This is a genomic window from Pseudomonas sp. SDO55104_S430 (assembly GCF_054070595.1).
On record NZ_JBSVXG010000108.1, the window covers coordinates 1 to 20096 of the forward strand.

21 protein-coding genes are annotated in these 20096 nt (G+C 59.0%); 12 read left to right on the forward strand and 9 right to left on the reverse strand.

Annotated elements, in window-relative coordinates; all coding sequences use genetic code 11:
* Positions 1-65: 65 nt before the first annotated feature.
* Positions 66-521, reverse strand: a complete 456-nt coding sequence (locus tag ACW9JE_RS18570; RefSeq protein ID WP_457433550.1) for a glycine zipper 2TM domain-containing protein — start codon at positions 519-521, stop codon at positions 66-68.
* 121 nt (positions 522-642) lie between these two features.
* Entirely contained in the window at positions 643-1098 is a 456-nt protein-coding gene (locus ACW9JE_RS18575) for a hypothetical protein (RefSeq protein ID WP_457433551.1), read from the reverse strand.
* Between the two features lie 261 nt (positions 1099-1359).
* Here ACW9JE_RS18575 and ACW9JE_RS18580 point away from each other — a divergent pair, with 261 nt between their 5' ends.
* Entirely contained in the window at positions 1360-2856 is a 1497-nt protein-coding gene (locus ACW9JE_RS18580; protein ID WP_457433552.1) for a xylulokinase, read from the forward strand.
* A 3-nt stretch (positions 2857-2859) separates the two neighbouring features.
* Here the strand turns inward: ACW9JE_RS18580 and ACW9JE_RS18585 are convergent, their stop codons facing one another.
* The gene (locus ACW9JE_RS18585; RefSeq protein ID WP_224533481.1) at positions 2860-3813 is read right to left on the reverse strand and encodes a LysR family transcriptional regulator; all 954 of its coding nucleotides are present in this window, start codon (positions 3811-3813) and stop codon (positions 2860-2862) included.
* Positions 3814-4099: 286 nt separating this feature from the next.
* On the opposite strand from ACW9JE_RS18585, the gene ACW9JE_RS18590 reads away from it, so the two are divergent.
* The 7 genes from ACW9JE_RS18590 (at position 4100) to ACW9JE_RS18620 (ending at position 11416) form a co-directional block, all read left to right on the forward strand.
* Positions 4100-4615, forward strand: coding sequence for a flavin reductase family protein (locus ACW9JE_RS18590; protein WP_457433553.1), 516 nt, complete (start codon positions 4100-4102; stop codon positions 4613-4615).
* Positions 4616-4815: 200 nt separating this feature from the next.
* Positions 4816-5658 (forward strand): ABC transporter permease, encoded by an 843-nt coding sequence (locus ACW9JE_RS18595; protein ID WP_224533479.1) that lies wholly within the window; start codon positions 4816-4818, stop codon positions 5656-5658.
* A gap of 58 nt (positions 5659-5716) precedes the next feature.
* The gene (locus ACW9JE_RS18600; protein ID WP_457433554.1) at positions 5717-6667 is read left to right on the forward strand and encodes a substrate-binding domain-containing protein; all 951 of its coding nucleotides are present in this window, start codon (positions 5717-5719) and stop codon (positions 6665-6667) included.
* Between the two features lie 22 nt (positions 6668-6689).
* Positions 6690-8189 (forward strand): sugar ABC transporter ATP-binding protein, encoded by a 1500-nt coding sequence (locus ACW9JE_RS18605; protein ID WP_457433555.1) that lies wholly within the window; start codon positions 6690-6692, stop codon positions 8187-8189.
* A gap of 165 nt (positions 8190-8354) precedes the next feature.
* A complete protein-coding gene (locus ACW9JE_RS18610) occupies positions 8355-9458 on the forward strand; it encodes an LLM class flavin-dependent oxidoreductase (RefSeq protein WP_224533476.1) in 1104 nt (367 codons plus the stop codon).
* 83 nt (positions 9459-9541) lie between these two features.
* Entirely contained in the window at positions 9542-10432 is an 891-nt protein-coding gene (locus ACW9JE_RS18615; protein ID WP_224533475.1) for a transketolase, read from the forward strand.
* A 3-nt stretch (positions 10433-10435) separates the two neighbouring features.
* Positions 10436-11416 carry a transketolase family protein gene (locus ACW9JE_RS18620; protein WP_224533474.1) on the forward strand — a complete coding sequence of 327 codons (981 nt, stop codon included), beginning with the start codon at positions 10436-10438 and terminating at the stop codon, positions 11414-11416.
* Between the two features lie 106 nt (positions 11417-11522).
* Here the strand turns inward: ACW9JE_RS18620 and ACW9JE_RS18625 are convergent, their stop codons facing one another.
* Positions 11523-12428, reverse strand: a complete 906-nt coding sequence (locus ACW9JE_RS18625; RefSeq protein WP_457433556.1) for an NAD-dependent epimerase/dehydratase family protein — start codon at positions 12426-12428, stop codon at positions 11523-11525.
* Positions 12429-12571: 143 nt separating this feature from the next.
* Between ACW9JE_RS18625 and ACW9JE_RS18630 the strand changes: the two genes are divergently transcribed.
* Positions 12572-13495 (forward strand): LysR family transcriptional regulator, encoded by a 924-nt coding sequence (locus ACW9JE_RS18630; RefSeq protein ID WP_318011741.1) that lies wholly within the window; start codon positions 12572-12574, stop codon positions 13493-13495.
* Between the two features lie 109 nt (positions 13496-13604).
* On the forward strand, positions 13605-14387 hold the full coding sequence (locus tag ACW9JE_RS18635) for an SDR family NAD(P)-dependent oxidoreductase (protein WP_457433557.1): 783 nt from the start codon (positions 13605-13607) through the stop codon (positions 14385-14387).
* 26 nt (positions 14388-14413) lie between these two features.
* Here ACW9JE_RS18635 and ACW9JE_RS18640 read toward each other — a convergent pair whose 3' ends face one another.
* A complete protein-coding gene (locus ACW9JE_RS18640; protein WP_224533471.1) occupies positions 14414-15322 on the reverse strand; it encodes a LysR family transcriptional regulator in 909 nt (302 codons plus the stop codon).
* Between the two features lie 122 nt (positions 15323-15444).
* Between ACW9JE_RS18640 and ACW9JE_RS18645 the strand changes: the two genes are divergently transcribed.
* Positions 15445-16188, forward strand: coding sequence for an SDR family oxidoreductase (locus ACW9JE_RS18645; protein ID WP_175379106.1), 744 nt, complete (start codon positions 15445-15447; stop codon positions 16186-16188).
* 59 nt (positions 16189-16247) lie between these two features.
* Here ACW9JE_RS18645 and ACW9JE_RS18650 read toward each other — a convergent pair whose 3' ends face one another.
* The 4 genes from ACW9JE_RS18650 to ACW9JE_RS18665 form a co-directional block, all read right to left on the reverse strand.
* Positions 16248-16547 carry a hypothetical protein gene (locus tag ACW9JE_RS18650; RefSeq protein WP_224533469.1) on the reverse strand — a complete coding sequence of 100 codons (300 nt, stop codon included), beginning with the start codon at positions 16545-16547 and terminating at the stop codon, positions 16248-16250.
* 111 nt (positions 16548-16658) lie between these two features.
* Positions 16659-17006, reverse strand: a complete 348-nt coding sequence (locus ACW9JE_RS18655) for a type 1 fimbrial protein (protein WP_224533468.1) — start codon at positions 17004-17006, stop codon at positions 16659-16661.
* 461 nt (positions 17007-17467) lie between these two features.
* Positions 17468-18646: a GGDEF domain-containing protein gene (locus ACW9JE_RS18660; RefSeq protein ID WP_224533467.1), complete on the reverse strand. Its 1179-nt coding sequence runs from the start codon at positions 18644-18646 to the stop codon at positions 17468-17470.
* A gap of 135 nt (positions 18647-18781) precedes the next feature.
* Positions 18782-19207, reverse strand: coding sequence for a hypothetical protein (locus ACW9JE_RS18665; RefSeq protein ID WP_457433558.1), 426 nt, complete (start codon positions 19205-19207; stop codon positions 18782-18784).
* Between the two features lie 151 nt (positions 19208-19358).
* On the opposite strand from ACW9JE_RS18665, the gene ACW9JE_RS18670 reads away from it, so the two are divergent.
* The gene (locus ACW9JE_RS18670; protein WP_457433559.1) at positions 19359-20015 is read left to right on the forward strand and encodes a TetR/AcrR family transcriptional regulator; all 657 of its coding nucleotides are present in this window, start codon (positions 19359-19361) and stop codon (positions 20013-20015) included.
* Positions 20016-20096: the final 81 nt, after the last annotated feature.

Consider the following 20096-nt stretch of genomic DNA (forward strand, 5'->3'; position numbering starts at 1 on the left):
CAGACAGCCAGCGTTATCGTTGACGACCATCGCGAGCGTGCTCGCTCCTACAGGGTTCGGGGGTATCAGCTCTGCGGCACTACCCGCGCTTCGCTGCCGGCACCCTCGACATACACCGCCATGCCCTTGGTCAGCGCCGGATTGGTCGGCTGGGTCACCGACACCAGCACGCCGCTCTTGGTGCGCACGATGATCTGCTGGGCGTCCTTGGGCTGGTCATAGGCTTTCTTTTCCGTGTAGTTGCCACCGGCCGCACCGGCCAGGGCGCCGGCGATCATGGCCACGTCGCGACCGGTGCCGCGACCGATCAGGCTGCCCAGGCCGACACCGCCCAGGCCACCGAGGATGGCGCCGACACCGCTGTCGTGGTTGGTCTGCATCTGCGTCTGGGTGATCTGCTCGATTTTCCCCGAGCGAATCTCCATTTCACCGGCGCCGCCGCTTCCGGCATCGACCGCGACACACGCGCACAGCATCAGGAAAGACAAAGATAGGGTCAGCCAGGCAGCGATGGTTTTCATGGTCAAGCTCCTGTTTCGATGACGGCGTAGTAGATGAGATCAAGTTGCAAAGACACCTGTAGACGTTAGTCGAAATTGTCCGTTGTGTAGCTTTGGCACATAACTCCAGCTCATCGCACTGCTATTTCACCGGGCTCGTCTGCTTGATATCCCCGCAAAACAGATCGAGGTTGCCGCTGTCCGCGGTACTGCGCACGACCACCGAGTAATCGCCGGAAAGCAGTTCGGACTTTGCCACCGGTGCGATACGCGAGAACGTCCAGCCTTTGACGGGCTGGCGCTGGGTGTTGACTTGTTCATTCATGGCAAAGGCAACGGCGCCGGGTTGCTGGCAGCTGCCTTTGTAGATGAATGACTGCACCCGCAAGGGCAGGAGCACGCCGTTGGGAACACCGCTGATGAAGAAACTCAGTCCGGTTTTCTGCTCAAGATCCGTCAGGGTGACATTGCCGATCTGACCGGCGTTATGCCGGGTGGCCGTAAGGGGAACGTTGACGCCGGAGTCTGACGAAGAGCTGGCGCAGCCGAGCAGGCTGGTGCTGATGATGAAGGCGGCAAGCGGGGTTGTGAGCTTCATTGCCAAACTCCTGTGTCGAAGAACTGCAATGGGGGGAATCAGCGGTATAGCTCACATTTGGGGTTGGTGCGGGAAACTCGTGGGAAATTGTGCTCATCGGCGCCTATCGTCGAGTTCATAGACGACTCTGCGTAACCATGTCCAGAAGCTTCCGATCGGGCTGGAAATCGCTACTGCCCCTGCCGGTTCGATCACAGTATTGTGTATGCAATCCTTATCGTTTTCTTGCGTGAGTGCCAACCCTTGAAGAGCCGAGCATTAATGATTGGGGTGGACATGGGCACCTCCAGTACAAGAGTCGCTGTCATAGACGAGCAAGGTGTTCAACTGGCTGCAGCAAGTCGTCCCACACGCTTGTTGAATCCTGCACGACAGGTCTTCGAGCAATGTCCTGACGAGATGTACGCTTCCGTGTTGTTGGCCATCAAGGATGTACTGACTCTTTTCACGATCAATCCAGGTGAAATTGTCGGCATCTCGATCTGCGGGCAAATGGCCGGAATTTCTACAGTCGGCCGCGGCTGGCAGGCGACAACACCCTACGACTCGTGGCTGGACATGCGTTGTGTTCAACAGGTGCAACGGCTCAAACCTTACGAGCAACAGATCGTTCAACGCTCGGGTGCTCCGGTCAGTGCCAATCACGCCGCCAAGTGGCTGTATTGGCGCGAGGAACAACCCGATACGTACCGCAAGATCAGGAAGATCATCATGCCCGCCGCTTACGTGGCCGGGCGTATGGCGGCTCTGGACAGCGATGCGGCGTTCATGGACGACACCTACCTTGGCTTCAACAGTTTTGCCGACAGCCAGGCCTCAGGATGGAATCATTCGCTGATTGATGAATTTCAACTGGAACATGATCGATTGCCGCAATTGGTCAAACCCTGGGATCGCATCGGCTCGGTCAGCGCCGAACTGGCTAGTAGCAGCGGGCTGTTGGCGGGCACGCCGATTTTTGCGGGGTGCGCGGACATCGCTGCATCCTTGCTCGGTACCGGGGCATTTCAGGCGGGGCAACTGTTCGACATTGCGGGCACCGGTTCGGTGCTGGCGACTTTGCTGGACCACTACGCGGCAGACACCCGGCACAACACCCTGGCGACGTTCAGGCACTGCATCCCGGGATTGTATTACTCGATGGCCTATGTCGGTGGCGCAGGGCTCACGCTGAAAAAATTCGGCCTCACCGAAAGCGAGTGCGGGCAGTTGGAATTGCAGGGCCGTTCCATGTTGAGCGAGCGCAACAAGCTGCTGTTTCTGCCGCACCTGGGTGGATGTCATGCACCTTTCGAAGCTGCGTCCTGCGGGGCATTTGTCGGCCTTGACTGGAGTCACGATCGTACCGACCAATACCGGGCAATGTTGGAGTCAATCGCTTACGAGTACGCACGTTTCCTGCAATGCATGAAGGACATGAACATCGATATTCGCGAGGAGGGGATTATCAGTCTGGGTGGGGGAGCCAACAGTCAGCTGTTTCGCCAGATCAAGGCCGATGTCCTGGGCATACCTTGTCGCAAACTGCCCGTTGCCGAGTCCGGTGTCCTGGGCGTCGCCTTGATCGCCGGTCACGGCGCTGGCGTGTTCGCGGATATGAAGCAGACCGCGATCGACTGGCAAAAGCCGCTCGAATGCGTGTCCTTGCCGGACGCGTCCAGGCACCGGTTTTATGCCGGCATGCGCAAGGCCTACGAGCATATGTTGAGCAACCTGCGACCGGTACTGAGCGATCTGCAATCGGTGTCGCTCGACTGAATGCTATGGCATCGCGCGCTTGAGTTCGCCGGTGGGGGAAGTCAAAAGGTGCCGCGCGGGCATGTCCAGACTCTTGAAATACTGCACGGCAAAATCTACGAACGACTTGACCCGCGGCGGCAGTTTCTTTCCGCCTTCGGTGAGCAGGTGAAAGCCTGCGGTCGGGCATTGATAATCCTCGAGCAACGGCACCAGTCGTTTCGCCTGAATGTCGTCCGCCACTTCCCAGACTGACTTCCAGATAATGCCCAGCCCCTGGACTGCCCACTGTCGCAAGGTGAACCCGTCGTTGGCCAGCCGATTGCCCTTGACCTGAATCGTGGTCGGCACGCCGTTTTCCATGAACTTCCAGCGATCGAGCGCGAAGTCTGCCCGCAACTGCACCAGGCAATTGTGCTGGTGCAGGTCCTGCGGCGTGAGCGGAGCGCCGTAGCGCTGCAGATATTGGGCAGAGCAGCAGACCACTGGCCGGTCTACACCCAGGGAGCGTGCGATCAGTGAGCTATCGGGAAGATCCCCGAAGCGGATTGCGATGTCCGATCCGGATTCCACGAAATCGAGGATCCGGTCAGTGAAGAACAGGCGGATGCTGACGTGGGGATTGTCGCGCAGGAAAGCGTCGACCAACTGGCTCACCCACTGTCGACCCAGATCGGTAGGGCAGGTCAGACCGATGGTGCCGAGCAGTTCGCTGTGACCGTTCTTGATGATGCTGTCCAGGGTATCGACTTCTTCGAGAATCCTGAGCGCATTTTCAAACAGCAACTGGCCTTCGGCGGTCGGGCTCAAGCTACGGGTGTTGCGCTTGAGCAGGCGCAACCCATAGAACTCCTCCATGGCCTTGAGGCGCCCGCTCATGGCAGCGGGTGACAAACCCATCTGTCGGCCTGCGGTGGAAAGTGAGCCTGTCTGAACCACCAGACGAAACAAACGCATGTCCTGTAATCGATCGACCATGATGATTTATCTCGCAATCCGGATCTTTTAATTGTTCGGAAAGTATCGGTCGATTGTTCAGTTAATACCATGAATTAATTCTCCGAAGCCCAGCGGCAGAATCTTTGAAGTTGGCTCTGGATAAGGGTTTCAGACGATTTGTGAACCTGATTCAAATGAGTTTGTTGTTGGGTTCACCTTACGGGGAAAGTGAAAAGTCAATTTTTTAAAAGTGAATAGAAAAGTTGAGGGGATTGTTAATAATGAATGCCAGAGTTTGTGAGTCACCCATAAAGAGGGTTTAAAAATGCGCGTTCAATATCAAGAGGCCGCCCCTTCGATCGACCTGGCCGGCCAATTCAAAATGGCGATGGGGCGTTTTGCCTCTTCCATCACCCTCATCACCACACTTGACGAAAATGGCCAGCCCCACGGTCTGGCCGCCACCGCATTTTCGTCGGTGTCGATGGCCCCAGCATCGGCTCTGATCTGTATCAATCGTACCGCGAGCGCTTCACCGATCGTCAAGCGTTCCGGGCTGTTCTGCGTGAATATGCTGCAAAGTCAGCATGAAGACATCTGCAAGATTTTCAGCCAGCCCGACCTGCGCGAAAGACGCTTTGTCGACGGTGACTGGTGCACCGGCATACATGGCATCCGGTATCTGACCGATGCACAGGCGGCGATTTTCTGTGAAGTCGTTCAGGAGATTGAACACGGAACACACACCGTGATTATTGGAAATGTCATCGATGTCATCACTCAACCCGTAGAAGAACCATTGTTGTACATGGGAGGGCGTTATCGCGCGTTGAATCATTAATCGGTTAGTCATGCTGGCTCGGTCTTATAACAATTAAATAACAAGTGGATGTGGGTATGAATAATCAGGTGCTGGTCAAGTCAAGCCGGATTGGCTCGATACCAAAGTGGGTTGGACTTGAATCCAATGTCGCAGGACCGACGATCGGACTTTTGTTGTTGTGTGCGGTGTTAAGCGTCTTTACCGATAGTTTCCTGACTTTGAGCAATCTGCTTAATGTGCTCGACCAAGTCACGGTGTTGGGCATCATGGCGCTGGGTATGACCCTGGTCATTCTCATCGGTGGCATCGACCTGTCCGTCGGCGCGGTATTGGCCGTGGCAATCATGGTCATGAGTTGGCTGGAACAGGTACTCGGATTGCCAATGTGGATGGCGATGCTCGGTGCCATCGCCGTCGGTGCGGCTTGCGGTTCGACCACAGCGTTGCTGGTGGTCAAGGCCGGGTTGCCATCGTTTATTGCGACGCTGGCGATGATGTCGATCGCTCGCGGCCTTGCCTACATGGTCACCGATGGCGCCCAGGTCAGTGGCTTCCCCGAGTGGTTCAGCAACCTCTCGGTCATTCGTTATGGCGGCGTGCTGTCGCTGACGGTGACCTGCTTCGCGGTGCTGGCACTGCTGTTCTGGTTCGTCCTCAAATTCACGGTTTCCGGCCGCAGCCTGTACGCCATCGGCGGCAGCAGCAAGGTAGCCAAACTCGCCGGGATCCGGGTCAAGGTTTATACCAGCGCCGTGTACATCATCTGCGGAATCTGCGCAGCCCTGGGCGGCATCATCATGACGTCGCGCCTGGACACAGCTGGTGCCGGCGCCGGAGTCGGTTATGAGCTGGATGTGATCGCCGCGGTGGTCATCGGCGGCGGCAGCCTCAAGGGCGGGGCGGGCAGTGTGGTCGGCACCATCATCGGCGTATTGATCATCGGCGTACTGCGCAATGGCTTGAATCTGGCCGGGATTTCTCCTTTCGTCCAGCAGGTAGTCATCGGCGCCGTCATCGCTTTCGCCGTGATGCTTGACCTGCTCAAACGCAAGACTGACTGAACTCAGGTTGTCGCCTGAACGGTCGTCGTCTACCTGCCAAAGTAACAAGGATAAAAACATGAACCTGCCTTCTGTTTCAGCGCGTTTCCTGTGGCTGCCGCTGCTCGGCTGCCTGTTGTCCACCAATGTGTTTGCACAGGTTAAGCCTGCGAATGAGATCACCGTCGGAATGTCCATTCCGAGCCTGCAATGGGTGTTCTACCTGATGGTGCGCGATGGCGTGATGGAGCAGGCCAAGAACCTGGGCATCAAGAATGTGCTGGTTGCCGACGCCCAGGCCGACCCTGCGCGGCAAGTCAGCCAGATTCAGGACATGCTCAGCAAAGGCATCGATGTGCTGCTCTACACCGCTACCGGAAGTGCCGCTTCTGCGGTGCCGGTACGGCTGGCGCGCCAACAGGGCATACCGGTGATCTGCATCGACAACTTCCCGAAAAACGTCGAGTGCGACGCTTACATCTCCACCGATAACCTGGCTGCGGCCGGTGAGTTGGCGCGGCAAATGATCAAGCTGACAGGTGGGCAGGCCGAGATCGGTCTGCTTCAGGGCACCCTTGGCGACTCGACTGAAGTCACCAGAGCCAAAGGCCTGGATGCCGTTCTGGCCGATGCCCCCGGCATGAAAATCATCGACCGCAAGCCCACCGACTGGCTCCAGGACAATGGCTTCAAAGTGGCGCAGGACATGCTGCAGAAGAATCCGAAGATCAACGTGTTCATCGGCCGTTCCGATGCACCGGCGCTGGGAGCCGCGCAGGCCGTCAAGGTGGCCAATATCGATCACAAGGTCTGGGTTTTTGGCTATGACGGTTTGCCTTCGGCTCTGGAAGCCATTCGCGACGGCAAGATGGACATGACCATCACGCAGCAGGCCGTGGAAATGGGACGCCTGGCCATGCGCACGGCTGTCGACCTGCAGCAGGGCAAGACCGTGAACAAGACTCAGTTGTTGCCAGCCTTCGTCACCACGCGTGAAAACGTGGCGACCTTTCTTGAACAGCACCCTTGAGTGCGGTGAAGGAGGTCACGTCATGAATGCGATCAAATCCGCTCAGGCACCGTTGTTCAGGGCCAGCAACATCGGCAAGTCATTCAACTCGGTTCGGGTGCTGGAAGACATCAGTCTCGATATCGGCTACGGAGAAGTGGTGGCATTGCTGGGGGAAAACGGTGCAGGCAAGTCGACCTTTTCCTCAATCGTTGCCGGGGCGCTGACGCCTTCCAAAGGATCAATGTTTCTGGCCGGCGAGCCCTATGCGCCGAATGGTCCGGGCGCCGCCATGGCCCAGGGCATCAACATGATTCATCAGGAAATTCATTTGCTGCCCGACTTGAGCGTGGCGGAGAACGTTTTTCTCGGTCATCTGCCGATTTCCCGAGGCATGATCGACCGCCAGACAATGCACCGCGAAACCGAGAAACAACTGCGCCGCCTTGGCCTGGACATCTCCCCGCAAACCCCGGTTCGGCAGTTGAAGATCGCTGCCCAGCAACTCGTGGAGATTGCCAGGGCGCTCACACTCAACTCGCGCCTGCTGATCCTTGACGAACCTACCGCCGCCTTGGGTAAAGACGAAACCGAGTTGCTGTTCAAGCAGATTGAGGAGCTGAAGAAAGAGGGCGTTTCATTCATCTACATCAGTCATCGAATGGACGAGATTGCCCGGATCGCCGACAAGGTTGTGGTCATGCGCGATGGCCACCTTATCGCGCGTCATGACAGTGGTCGCACCGATGTCAGCGTGCTGGTGTCGCAAATGGTCGGGCGACCGATCGAGCGGTTGTTCCCGGAGCTGCCCGAGCCCCATGACGCGACGGTACTGCGTGTTGATCGGCTATCGGACAAGTCCGGTCGCTTCCACGATGTGTCGTTCGCGGTCAGGGCCGGGGAAATTTTTGGTATTGCCGGCATCGTCGGCGCAGGCCGCACCGAGCTGGTTCAGGCGATAGCCGGATTGAGTGCGGTGAGTCAGGGCGAAGTGCTTCTGGATGATCGTCCGTTGCCGGCCAACAACGTGCAGGCGGCGATCCATGCCGGGGTCGTGTTGATTCCCGAAGACCGCAAGACCGAAGGCGTGATTCTGAATCAGACCATCGCTGAGAACCTGGCTTACTGCAACCTCGATAGCCTCAGTTCGTATGGCGTCGTGGCCCACCAGCGGATGGCAGCGTTCGCCCGAGAGCGAATCGCGATGCTGGGGATCAAGGGCTCGGCAGGGCAGATGCTCGACAAGCTGTCCGGCGGCAACCAGCAGAAAGTGGTCATCGCCAAATGGATCGCCCGTAATCCGAAAGTGATCATTCTGGATGAACCCACCCGCGGCATCGACATGGGCGCACGGGCGGCGATTTATGAGTTGATCATCGATCTTTCCAAAACCGGTGTTTCGGTGATCGTCGTCAGCTCCGATCTGGAAGAAGTCATCGGCCTGTCCCATCGGGTGATGGTCATGGCGCGCGGCTGCTCCCAAGGCATCCTGCATCGGCCGCAGATTGCCCCCGACAGCATCATGACGTTGGCCACCGCTTGATGACGGGCCGCGCAAGCGGCTCTTGAAACTCTACCCATACCTTGCACGTTGCGACTTGCAGCGCCGGCATTGGCACGCCTGCAAAACGAGTACGCGACATGAAAACGGTGTGTTGTGCAGAAAATCTCGCAGCACGCCAGTCACTGAAAACAGCAGGAGAACGACATGAAACTCGCTATGTTCATGCAGCCCCTTCATCACAAGGGCTGGGATTATCACGAGATGTACGATCAGGATATTGCCTGTGCCGTGCATGCCGACAGCGTCGGTTTCGACGAACTCTGGGTCGGCGAACACACCTCGCAGCGCACCGAGCCGATCACCAACGCACTGCAATTTCTGTCCACGCTGATTCCGCTGACCCGACGCATGAAACTGTGCACCGGCGTATTGAATCTCCCGCACCATGTTCCGGCGCGAATCGCCGCCGATGCGGCCATGTTCGACCATATGTCCAAAGGGCGTTTCATCATGGGCATCGGCCCGGGTGGGCTGGCATCCGACTTCGAGGTCTACGGCAGTAACGGCAAGGATCGCGGGCAGATGATGGTCGACTGCTACGAGATGATCCGGGCGATCTGGAATTCGGACGCGCCCTATGATTTCTCGGCAGGGCATTGTCAGGTCAGTCTCAAGGATTCGGTGCACCATGAGCTGGAAATCGGATATATGCCCAAGCCCTTCCAGAAGCCTTTTCCACGGGTAGCGACGACAGCCATGAGTCCGTTTTCCGGAACGGCGAAACTCGCCGGCGCCATGGACTGGGACTTGATGTCTGCCAACTTCAACCCGACGGCGACCGTCGCGTCTCATTGGCAGGCTTACTGCCAGGGTGCCGAGAGTGCCGGGCTCAAGGCTGACGCCAACAACTGGCGCGTGGCTCGTTCGGTATTCGTCGCCGACTCCCAGGCCCAGGCCGAGGATTACCTGGCTCAGCAGAGCTGCACGTTGCGCCGCTATTTCGATTACATGATCGATAACCTGGCCACCAACCATTACACCAAGATCTTCAAGACCCGTCCCGACATGACGGACGAGGAAGTGACGGTGGATCACTGCATCAAGGAAATGGTGATTTACGGCGACGTCAACTCCGTCACCGAACAGCTGGTTGCGTTCAGCGAGCAGACCGGGCCGTTCGGCACCCTGATGACCACTTTCCATGAATGGGATGACCAGGACCTGTGGCGACGCTCGATGGAGCTGACCGCGCAACAGGTGATGCCGCGTCTCAACGACTACATGACCCCTCGATTGAAAGCGCAGTGATCGCCTGATCGCGATTGCGCTGGGCTTTTGCGGCCGCATCCCGGATGTGGCCGAAACTTTGGTAATGCGCCTGGACAGGATATATGAACGATTTGACAAGGCAGGACCTGCGCGAAAGTGTTGAGCACGACTTCGAACTGACCGACCAGGAGCTGGCCCGCTTGCGGGAAAAGGCACAATTCATTCGCCTGGAAACGATCCGGCTGATCGAGATCGCCAAGGTCGGGCACTACACCTCGGTGTTCTCGGCGGCCGAGCTGTTCGCCGCGCTGTATTACGACGTGATGGACCTGCGGTTTGCCGAGCCGAAATGGCCCGACCGCGACCGCTTCATGATGGGCAAGGGACATGCGGCGGTCGGGTTGTTCCCGGTCCTGGTGGAGTGGGGCTTCTTCGAGAAAGAGATTCTCGACAATTACACCCGCCTGGGTAACCCGTTGGGCGACCATCCGGACATGCGCAAAGTCCCAGGCGTGGACTTTTCCTCCGGCTCCATCGGCCACGCATTGTCCGGCGGGTTGGGCATGGCGCTGGCCGGGCGGATGCTCGGCAAGTCGTTCACCACCTACGTCATGCTCGGTGACGGAGAGATGCAGGAAGGTCAGGTCTGGGAGGCAGCGTTATCGGCGGCCCACCATAAAACCCGAAACCTGGTGGCGATCATCGACCGCAATGGCTATCAACTCGACGGCAACGTCGACGATGTCATCGGCGTCGAGCCGTTGGCGGACAAATGGATCGCCTTCGGTTGGGAAACCCATGTCGTCGATGGTCACGACCTGGCGGCCGTCACACGTCTGCTGCGTCGCCTCAAGGCCGACTCCACGCGCACGCAACCGGTGTGCATCATCGCCAATACCGTCAAGGGCAAAGGCGTGTCCTACATGGAAACCGAGCCGGGCTGGCATTTGGGGTATCTCGACCCTGAAGACGCGCAGCGCGCTATCGACGAAATCAAAAGCAAGGTGATCTAAGCCATGAATACCGCACCTCTGTCCAAAAACTCCTGGCAGTACCGGGAACTGAACAGCCAGATTCCCAGCCTGAATGCCTTGTCGGATGCCTTGATCGAGCTGGTCGAGCAGGGCGAGCCCGTGGTGGCCGGCACCGCGGATCTGCAGTACTCCAACGGCCTGTCGAAATTCGCCGGGCTGCATCCTGAGCGCTTTGTGCAATTCGGCATTTCCGAGCAGAACATGGTGTCCGCGGCCGCCGGAATGGCGGCGGTGGGCATGAAGCCTTTCGTGGCGACCTTTGCCTCGTTCCTGCCTTTGCTGTGCTGCGAACAGATTCGCATGGATGTCGCCTATTCGGCGTTGCCGGTGCGTCTGATCGGGCACCACGCCGGTATTTCCCTTGGCTTCTATGGCACGTCCCACCATGCCACCGAGGACCTGGCGATCATGCGTTCGATTGCCGACCTTACGGTAGTAGCTCCGGCCGACGGCAATCAGCTGAAGGCTGCGATTCTCGCTTCGGCGAACTATCCGCAACCGATCTACTTCCGTATCCAGCGCGGCCGCGATCCGGTGGTGTATGAAACCGTTCCTGAGTTCGTTTTCGGTAAAGCCACGGTGCATTCGACCGGGGAGGAACTGACCATCATCGCAACCGGCTCCACGGTGCACCCGGCACTCGAAGCGGCCCGTGCCCTGAATGCCGCCGGACGTTCAGTGGGCGTGATCGACATGACCACCATCAAGCCGCTGGACCGTGAGGCGGTGCTGACGGCAGCGCGCAACAGCCGGGCCATCCTTACCGTGGAGGAACACAACATCATCGGCGGACTGGGCGGGGCGGTCTGTGAAGTCATCGCTGAATCGGGTGTTGCTGTCAAAGTGCGGCGTCATGGCATCTATGACGAGTACAGTCTGATCGCACCCCCAACCCACCTCTACAAACACTACCGTCTGGATGCCGCCGGCATCGAAAGCGTGGCGCTGGAAGTGTTGGGTTAAGAAGGATTCTTTTCAGGTTACCTGGCCTGGCGTGCGGCGAGGGCGTTCATTGAAGAACGTCCTCGTCGCACGTTTTTTTATGGCCGGATTTCAGGGGGAGGGAGTGTTACCACTGAACGTCGCTGGTTTCGATCCATTGCAGAATTGATTCGCGCTTTGGTTTCCAGCCCAGCAGAACGCGTGCGTTTACCGCGCGCACGCGACTGTTGGAGCCAATGGCGAATCGGGCCCAATCCCCCAGTTCCGCGATGGCTTCATCCGCTGGCCAGCTTTGAATGTCGCCTTTGAAGCCCAGCGCCTTGCTGATGGACGTAGCGATTTCGAGGAACGATGCCTCGCCGTTCTCGGCGAAGAAGATTGATGCAGATGGCGCTTTCTCGATGGCCAGTCGATAGAGCTCCGCCAGATCCTCGATGTGAACGTTGGACCAGCGATGCACCCCGGCACCCATGTAGGCGCCAGCACCGTATTTGCGAGATTGGGCAAACAGCTTGGGCAGTTGATCGCTTTTCGACGGCAGGCCCAGGGACTCCCCATAAATCATGGTCGGGCAGAACACGATACTGCGAATCCCCTGTTCGACGCCGGCGCGCCGAACGATCTGGTTGATCTCGACCCGATCCTTGCGGATGTCCATCGGCGTGAATGGAGTCTCATCGGTGAAGATGTCGGCGCGCTCGTAAGCGCCACGGGCATCGTCACCGACGACGCTTGAACCCGATGTGTGCAACAGCACCTTTCCACTGCCACTCAAGGCCCGGATAAAGGTCTGCACCGAGGCCAGGTGGTCCGAGTTCGCGGCGTTGACCACCACATCGGCCAGACGCGCCTGCTCGCTGAGAATGAACGCATCATCCAGAGTGCCCAGCACAGGCGTGATACCCAGTGCCTGCAACGCGCCGCGCTGTTCCGGGTTACGCACCAGACCGCTGACTTCATGGCCTGCATCGACCAGGTACTTGGCCACGGAGCCGCCGATGTAGCCGGTCACGCCAGTAACGAAAATCTTCAATGTCTTGTCCTCGTATCGTGTGTGATTTCTGTCCTTCCTTTCGGAAAAAGACAGATATTCCAGTTTCAGGAACACCTCACCATACGATCGGTACTATTTATGAGCTAGACTGTTTGAAAGACAATCATCTGTGAATTCAGTTCGTGATCAATATCAAAGACATCAATCGATCCGGTGAAATGGAAGTCTTCACCCGGGTCGTCAATGCCGGGACTTTTTCCGAGGCTGCACGGCAACTGGACATGTCGCCATCGGCCGTCAGCAAATTGATCAGTCGCATGGAAGTCCGCCTGGGCGCGCGGCTGCTGCATCGTTCAACACGACGCCTGGAACTGACTGCGGAAGGCGAGCGATTCAACAGCGAATGCCTGCGCATTCTCGAACTGATCGACTCTGCCGAGCGCGACATCGGTAACGTCAGCAAACCCAGCGGACTGATCCAGGTCAACGCCAATCTGCCTTTCGGCCTGCATTGCCTGCTGCCACTGTTGCCGGAGTTTCTCCTGGCCTATCCGGACATCACGCTCAATGTGGAGCTGACCGACACAGTCGTCGATTTGATGGAAAGACGCGCTGACATCGCTATCCGTACCGGTCCGATGAAGGAGTCGAGCCTTGTTCAGCGGCGCCTGGGTGAGAGCCGCATGATCACGGTGGCTTCACCGGCTTATATCGCTCGTTTCGGACGACCGGAAAATCTCGACGAGTTGCAACGGCACAATCGACTGGGCTTCGGTTTTCATCGGCATTCTCAAGCCTGGGTGTTTCGTGGGTTGGATGGCCAGCGCATCGAAATCGAGCCAAAGGGCAATGTGCTTCTGAGCGATGGTGAAAGCATGCGTCGTTCGGCGCTGGCGGGGTTGGGAATAGCCCGGCTGGCGAATTTTCATATCCATGAAGATCTGGAAGCAGGGCGCCTGGTGCCGATTCTGGAGGATTACGATTGCGGTGAAACCGAAGCGATTCATGCCGTTTTCATCGGTCCCGGGCAGCAACTGCCCCAGCGTGTACGCGTATTTATCGACTTCCTGCTGGATAAGCTGGCGCCGCAGTTAGTGGCTGAATAGGCGGGGTGCTTTCAGTCGTTGGTGAAATCAGTTTTCAGCAACCCTTGATAATTCTCGTCCAGGGGCTGGGGCATGATGATGCGCATAACGACAATAGAAGGCAGCTCCCATGGATTACCAACTGGTTGGAAAAACCGCACTGATCACCGGTGGCGCAACGGGTATCGGCAAGGCCATCGCTCAGCGCTTCATCATGGAGGGCGCTCGCGTAGTCATCAGCGGACTTCATGAAAAAGAGGTTGCAGAGGCGCTCGCGGAACTGGGGGATCACGCCCAAGGGATGGTTGCCGACTTGACCGAGGAAGGCGCGGCCGAGCGTCTGGTGGCTCTTGCCATCGAAGCCGGTCCCATCGACTTTCTGATCAACAACGTCGGCATCTTCGAGGTGCGCGACTTTTTTGAAACCGATGATGCTCAGTGGTTTCACTACTTCAACGTCAATGTCATGAGTGGCGTGCGCATGACTCGGCTGGTGATGAAATCGATGCTTGATCGCGGTCAGGGCTCCATCGTGTTCATCAGCAGTGAGTCCGCGGTCAAGCCACAGCCCTGGATGGTTCACTACGGCGCGATGAAAACCTGCCTGCTGGGTGTTTCCAGAGCCTTGGCGGAACTGACCAAAGGCACGGCTGTGAGGGTCAACTCGATACTGCCAGGCCCCACCTCGACCGATGCCGTGAAGCGATATCATCGGGAAATCGCCGAGCGAAAAGGCGTCAGCACCCAGCAAGTGGTTCAGGATTACTTCGACGATACCGAGCCGACATCACTGATCCGCCGCATGATCGAACCCGAGGAAGTGGCCAGCAGCGTGCTGCACCTGGCTGCGTCACCTGCACTCAATGGCATGGCGATGCGCGTGGAAGGCGGGACCATTCGCTCGATAATTTGAGTGATTGTGCAGCGTGCTCACCAACGTCATTGTGGAAAGCGTTCGGGATCTGAAAAACACTTCATCAGATGGTCATACACCAACCGCACCCGCGGTGGCACCGGCCCCGAGTGCGGACGATACATGATCAGTTCGAATGGCCCCGGTGCATCGTCCTGCATGACCTCCACCAATTGCCCGTCGGACAGGTACGGTTCGGCCAGATAGGTCGGCAACTGCCCGAAGGCGAACCCAGCCAGCACGATTTCCCGCTCGGTTTCCGGGTCGTCGCAGGTGAACGCCGGCGACACCGGCAGGAACGTCTGCCCATCGGCCAGCATCCATGGCCACGGGCGGCCGTTGCTGCGATCCATCAGCATCGACAGCGGCAGGCGCTTGAGTTCCTCGACCGTTTCGGGGCGCTGAACCCTGTCGAGCAAGGCGGGCGCCGCGACGATTTTCAGCACCACCCGGGCGACCGTCCTGGCGATGAAGCGCCGATCTCGCACTGCGCCAACGCGAACGCCGATGTCGATCCGGCTGGCCACCGCGTCGGTGATCTGGTCATCCAGGCTCAGATCGATGCTCAGGCCCGGGTTTTCCTCCATCAGCGGCTTGAGAAACTGCGTCAGGTACAGCCTGCCGATGGCGTGCGGCGCGGTGATGCCGACGCGGCCGACGATGCCTTTCTCCTGCTGCTTGCTGTTGACGACGAACAGCTGATCCACCCGATCGAGGGTTTCCCGGGCCTGCAGGGCCAGTTCGGCGCCGAAGGTGGTGACGTGGACCTGGCGGGTGCTGCGATGGAACAGCAGTTCGCCGAAGGTGCGCTCCAGCTCCTTGATCGCTCGCGTGACGGTTTGCGGCGAGGTGCCCAGGCGGGTGGCGGCTTCGCGAAAGTTGCTGGATTCGGCTGCCACCGAAAAGATCCGGATCAGCTCCATGCGGTTGAGCATTGCCGTCTACTCCGTTCCAGAAAATGGAATTCTCAAATCCGAACTCTTCCATTTTCTGACGAATAAAACCAGTAGAGACTGAGCCCATCAACCCAAGCAAGCCTCTACAGGAGCACTGAACCATGAGTAACAACATCCAGGGCAAAGTGGTCGTCATCACCGGTGCAAGCAGCGGTCTGGGCGAAGCAACGGCTCGTCATCTGGCGGCGCTCGGTGCCCATGTGGTGCTCGGCGCCCGTCGCCAGGATCGTCTCGACACGATTGTCCGGGAGATCAGCGCTGAAGGCGGCAAGGCGGTCGCTCTGGCGGTCGATGTCACCCGCCGGGAGGACTTGTCCGCACTGGTCGACAAGGCTGTCCAGACCTTCGGCCGGGTCGATGTGATGATCAACAACGCGGGGCTGATGGCGATCTCGCCGATCAACGAACTGCGCGTCGACGAGTGGGATCGCATGATCGACATCAACGTCAAGGGCGTGTTGTACGGGATTGCCGCGGCGTTGCCAGTGTTCGAAAAACAGCGCAGCGGGCACTTCATCAACATCTCGTCGGTGGCCGGCATCAAGGTGTTCAGCCCGGGCGGTTCGGTCTACAGCGGCACCAAATACGCGGTGCGCGCCATCTCCGACGGCCTGCGTCACGAAGTCGGCGGCGATATCCGCACCACGACCATCGAGCCGGGTGCAGTGGAATCCGAGCTGAAATTCGGCAGCGGCCACCAGCCGAGCGCCGAGGTGGTGGGCGAGTTCTACAAGAAGGCCATTCCGGCCGCGTCGGTAGCACGGGCCATCGCTTTCGCGATCGAGCAACCGGCTGATGTGGACATCAACGAGATCGTCCTGCGCCCGACTGCGCAAGACTTCTGATTGATTGCGTGAATGAGAGCGCCCTGGCCGGAAGGTCAGGGCGCTTTTTTATGGGCGAGTCATTTTCTGCATTGGGCCAACACCACCTGGCAGGTGTCGGGCGTGCCACCGGAGCGGCCGGCATAACGCATGCAGTTATCCATGGATTTCTTGCGCGCCATGCTCAGGGTAGAGCCCCAGGCCAGGCCGCCTTCGCCCACTGTTGGGAGCGCCTTGGCATAGCAGGGATCGCCCAGTGTCGCGACCGTTTGGCGAGCCGTGGAAGGTTTGCCCGCGCATCCTGCTGTCAGCAGCAGATCGATGGCGAGCAGCGAGAGTAGGGCCCATGACGAGCAGGGGCGCACAGAAAGTCCGGGCATCCTGTTTCCCCTTAGGCCAGAGGCCCGCCGCGTGATGGGGCGGGCTGTCTGATTAGCTTAGACGCTGCAATGCCGACGCCTTCGACCGTTCAGCGGAGCTGGCGGGCGAGTTCAGGGCAGGGTCATGGTAACCAGGTAATTGCCGGCGCGGATCGGTTTGCCCTTGGCATCCACCAGGGCGTATCGCTGGTCGTAATAGCGGTCCGGGCCACTGTCGGCGAGCAGTTTGACGCTGGTCATCGAGGACGCCTGATCGATGTTGATCGCATCGAAGGCAGTGGCCCGGGCGAGGGCAGGGCAGGTGTTGAGTTCCAGTGTTCCCGCCGTGGTGAGCGAGGAATGGCAGGGGCGTTCGACGATACTGCCTTCGAAGCGGATGCTGTTCTGGGCGACGGCGGTGGTTGCCAGGGGCAATATTGCGAGCAGGCTGAGGACGACAGGCAGAGAGTTGATCTTCATTGCGCACACTCCTTTGCGTTGTAAGGAATACGTCGTTGGAGGTGAGCGTACTGATGTTTTTTCCAGATCGCGAGGGGGATGTGCCGCCTTTGTAGGAGCGAGGCTTGCCCGCGAATAGGCCAGGTCAGTCAACACACTCGTTGAATGACCCACCGCCTTCGCGAGCAAGCCCGCTCCCACAGGGATTTGTGGTTGGACACTGCATTGGCGACAGCTGAAATCCCTGTGGGAGCGAGCCTGCTCGCGATGGCGGTGGAACTGAGCACATGGATATTGAATGTGCCGGCCTCTTCGCGGGCAAGCCTCGCTCCCACAGGTTTTGCCATTGTTTCCAAATGCTGCGACCGACACAAATCCCTGTGGGAGCGGGCTTGCTCGCGAAGGCGGTGGGTCAGTCAACATCACCTTGTCTGAAACACCGCCTTCTCGAGCAAACCCACTCCCACAAACTGCGCATTTCCTCAGTCCGTACGCAGTGGCTCGGTGCGGGTCTGGGTGCTGTCCACCAGGCGCAGTGTGTCGCGTCCGGCGCGTTTGGATTGGTACAGCGCCACATCGCCTTGTTCGATGATCGCGGTCAGGCTGGCCGGTGGATGGTCGAACAGGTGGGCGCCGATGCTCAGGGTGACCGCTTCCGGGGTGTCGAAGGCCCTGGAGGCTGCGTCGTAGAAACGGTCGCGCAGGGTGTTGCCCAGCTCGACGATTCGCTTGTCCGACGCATCCGTGAACACAATCACGAACTCGTCACCGCCCAGCCTTGCCGCCAGCGCACCTTCAGGCAACTGCGAAACGATCATCTCGCTCAGCGTGACCAGCAATCGGTCGCCCGCGCTGTGGCCATACAGGTCGTTGACCAGTTTGAAATTATCGATATCGATCAGCAGCAGGGCGCCCGGGCGTTCGGCTGAAACATCACTCAACAGGCGCAGGGCCCGCACTTCAAGGGCACGGCGGTTGTACATGGCCGTCAGCGGGTCACGTTCGGCCAGGCGGGCGATCTTCTTCTCGCGCCGATAACGCTCAGTGCCGGTCATCGACAGCGCGATCAGCATGATCGCCATTACCCCTTCGACCAGCGAAATCTGAATGATCTCACCGCGCAGCGACGCCAGATCGATCAATGTGCCCGGGACCACCGCCGTCAGTGCCTTGGCGATGTAGAAAACACCATGCCCCATCAGCACATAACGCAACTGCACCGCCCCCACGCTCAACGATTTGCCGTGGGGCCGCAAAAGGTAACTGGCCCTGATCGACAACAGCGCCACCAGCAGCGAATTGGCCACCAGCATGATCTTCGACCAGGACGGATCCTCGGGCAGAAGCAACAAAGCCAGCCAGGCCACGAAAATCAGATACCAGGCCCGGCTCAGACGTGCATTGGTGAAACGCGCCACGCCCAGCAGGAAAAACCAGTGCGCCAGCACCAGCAGACCGTTGGCGAACCAGATACCGATCAACAGCAGGCCGCTCATGCGTAGCAGGGCAAGGGTGGAACCTACGGTGATCGTGGCAAAACCCGCACTGAAACACAGCAAAGACGTTTCCCGAACGCTACGCCACTCCACCGCCAGATACAGCGCGGCAGCCGCTGCGAGAGCGACTGAAATTGTCAACATTGTTGGAGGGTCGAGCGCCATAGCCTTGTTGCCTGTCTGATTTTGCAATGAATGGGCGCGATTGTAAGGCTTGGGCCGATTTTTCGCAGGTACCGCCGTTCCAGTTGAGTGGATGCGGTAGCTGCCCGGGGGGAGGGCTGCTAGCGGTTGTTCTCCTTATGACATCCGCGATTCGCCCGCTGCGCCCATCAAACGCTCAACGGTAGCTCCACCGCGTGAAAAAACCAGCCACGCAAACAACAGCACACTAATCCCAATCAGAACCGACGAAACTGCAATCACCGGCTCGACGGACGCAACCCCCTTCATGCGCAAGGTCAGCGCACCCAGCATCACCGGCACACCGATGTTCCAGCTCCAGAACTGGGCGGTGGCGATGCGTCCTTCGGTGGTTGCGGGGCAAACGGTACCGATGAGGCCGAAGAGTGCCATCGACACCCAGCCCAGCAGATTGATATGGGCGTGGACCGCGAAGAGTGAGTGGTCGCCGGAGGCGCCCATTGTCACGCCCAGGCCGACGCCGATGGCGAAGTAGACGACGGCGAGCCGAAACCAGGTGTGTGAACGGGGGGTGTGATGCATGGCTTTCACCTCATGCGCCCTGAGGCGCGCTCAGTTGCTTGGCGATCTTTGGCGCGTGGGTGGGCTCATGGGGGCGTCCACTTGTTGGCGCCTTGGGTTGTGCCTATTATGAGACACGAGTCTCACGATAAGACGGAGTATCATTTATTCCATGGCCAATACGAAGTCAAGCACGTCGCTCCCCAACGGTCATCAGGGTCGTGCAAACCAGCGCAGCCGAACCCGTCAGGCGCTGATCGAGGCGGCTGTTGCGCTGCGTGAAGAGGGGTTGAATCCGACGATTGCCGAGGTGGCGGAGCGGGCGATGGTGTCGCGGGCCACGGCCTATCGCTACTTTCCCTCGCCGGAAGCGCTGATCAGCGAGACGGCGACCGATCGGGACATGCAGCCGCTGGAGCATTTCTGGAAGCCGGGCGAGGACCCGGTCAAGGGCGTGGGTCTGGCGGCGAATGCGCTGAACAAGCTGTTGATCGGGGACGAGGTCGGTCTGCGCATGATGGAGCGTTCGTTCATGACTGTGTGGCTGGAGAATGAGTCCGGCGAAGCGCCTCTGCGGCCAGGGCGGCGCATGAGCTACATCGAGCCGATTGTCGATTCGCTCAAGGACCGGCTCTCAGCCCGGGCTCGCAAGCGACTGAAGCAGGCGCTGTCGATTGTGATGGGAACTGAGGCGTTGATTGCCGCGCGGGATGTGGGGGGCGCCAGTGTCGAGGAGTCGCTGGGTGCCGCGGCCTGGGCGGCGAGGGCGTTGGTTCGTCAGGCTTTGGAGGAAGAGCAGGTGCGGAGAAAGCCTGCGCGCTCGGATTAATGCCAGTCAACCAGGCCACCGCGATCCATGTAGCAGCTGGCGAAGCCTGCGTCCGGCTGCGCAGCAGTCGTGAAATCAGGC

Excerpts from the sequence above, each read along its gene's own strand:
- ACW9JE_RS18570 (WP_457433550.1), bottom strand. The coding sequence starts at position 521 with ATGAAAACCATCGCTGCCTGGCTGACCCTATCTTTGTCTTTCCTGATG.
- ACW9JE_RS18575 (WP_457433551.1), bottom strand. The coding sequence starts at position 1,098 with ATGAAGCTCACAACCCCGCTTGCCGCCTTCATCATCAGCACCAGCCTG.
- ACW9JE_RS18580 (WP_457433552.1), top strand. The coding sequence starts at position 1,360 with ATGATTGGGGTGGACATGGGCACCTCCAGTACAAGAGTCGCTGTCATA.
- ACW9JE_RS18585 (WP_224533481.1), bottom strand. The coding sequence starts at position 3,813 with ATGGTCGATCGATTACAGGACATGCGTTTGTTTCGTCTGGTGGTTCAG.
- ACW9JE_RS18590 (WP_457433553.1), top strand. The coding sequence starts at position 4,100 with ATGCGCGTTCAATATCAAGAGGCCGCCCCTTCGATCGACCTGGCCGGC.
- ACW9JE_RS18600 (WP_457433554.1), top strand. The coding sequence starts at position 5,717 with ATGAACCTGCCTTCTGTTTCAGCGCGTTTCCTGTGGCTGCCGCTGCTC.
- ACW9JE_RS18605 (WP_457433555.1), top strand. The coding sequence starts at position 6,690 with ATGAATGCGATCAAATCCGCTCAGGCACCGTTGTTCAGGGCCAGCAAC.
- ACW9JE_RS18610 (WP_224533476.1), top strand. The coding sequence starts at position 8,355 with ATGAAACTCGCTATGTTCATGCAGCCCCTTCATCACAAGGGCTGGGAT.
- ACW9JE_RS18615 (WP_224533475.1), top strand. The coding sequence starts at position 9,542 with ATGAACGATTTGACAAGGCAGGACCTGCGCGAAAGTGTTGAGCACGAC.
- ACW9JE_RS18620 (WP_224533474.1), top strand. The coding sequence starts at position 10,436 with ATGAATACCGCACCTCTGTCCAAAAACTCCTGGCAGTACCGGGAACTG.
- ACW9JE_RS18635 (WP_457433557.1), top strand. The coding sequence starts at position 13,605 with ATGGATTACCAACTGGTTGGAAAAACCGCACTGATCACCGGTGGCGCA.
- ACW9JE_RS18640 (WP_224533471.1), bottom strand. The coding sequence starts at position 15,322 with ATGCTCAACCGCATGGAGCTGATCCGGATCTTTTCGGTGGCAGCCGAA.
- ACW9JE_RS18645 (WP_175379106.1), top strand. The coding sequence starts at position 15,445 with ATGAGTAACAACATCCAGGGCAAAGTGGTCGTCATCACCGGTGCAAGC.
- ACW9JE_RS18650 (WP_224533469.1), bottom strand. The coding sequence starts at position 16,547 with ATGCCCGGACTTTCTGTGCGCCCCTGCTCGTCATGGGCCCTACTCTCG.
- ACW9JE_RS18655 (WP_224533468.1), bottom strand. The coding sequence starts at position 17,006 with ATGAAGATCAACTCTCTGCCTGTCGTCCTCAGCCTGCTCGCAATATTG.
- ACW9JE_RS18660 (WP_224533467.1), bottom strand. The coding sequence starts at position 18,646 with ATGGCGCTCGACCCTCCAACAATGTTGACAATTTCAGTCGCTCTCGCA.
- ACW9JE_RS18665 (WP_457433558.1), bottom strand. The coding sequence starts at position 19,207 with ATGCATCACACCCCCCGTTCACACACCTGGTTTCGGCTCGCCGTCGTC.
- ACW9JE_RS18670 (WP_457433559.1), top strand. The coding sequence starts at position 19,359 with ATGGCCAATACGAAGTCAAGCACGTCGCTCCCCAACGGTCATCAGGGT.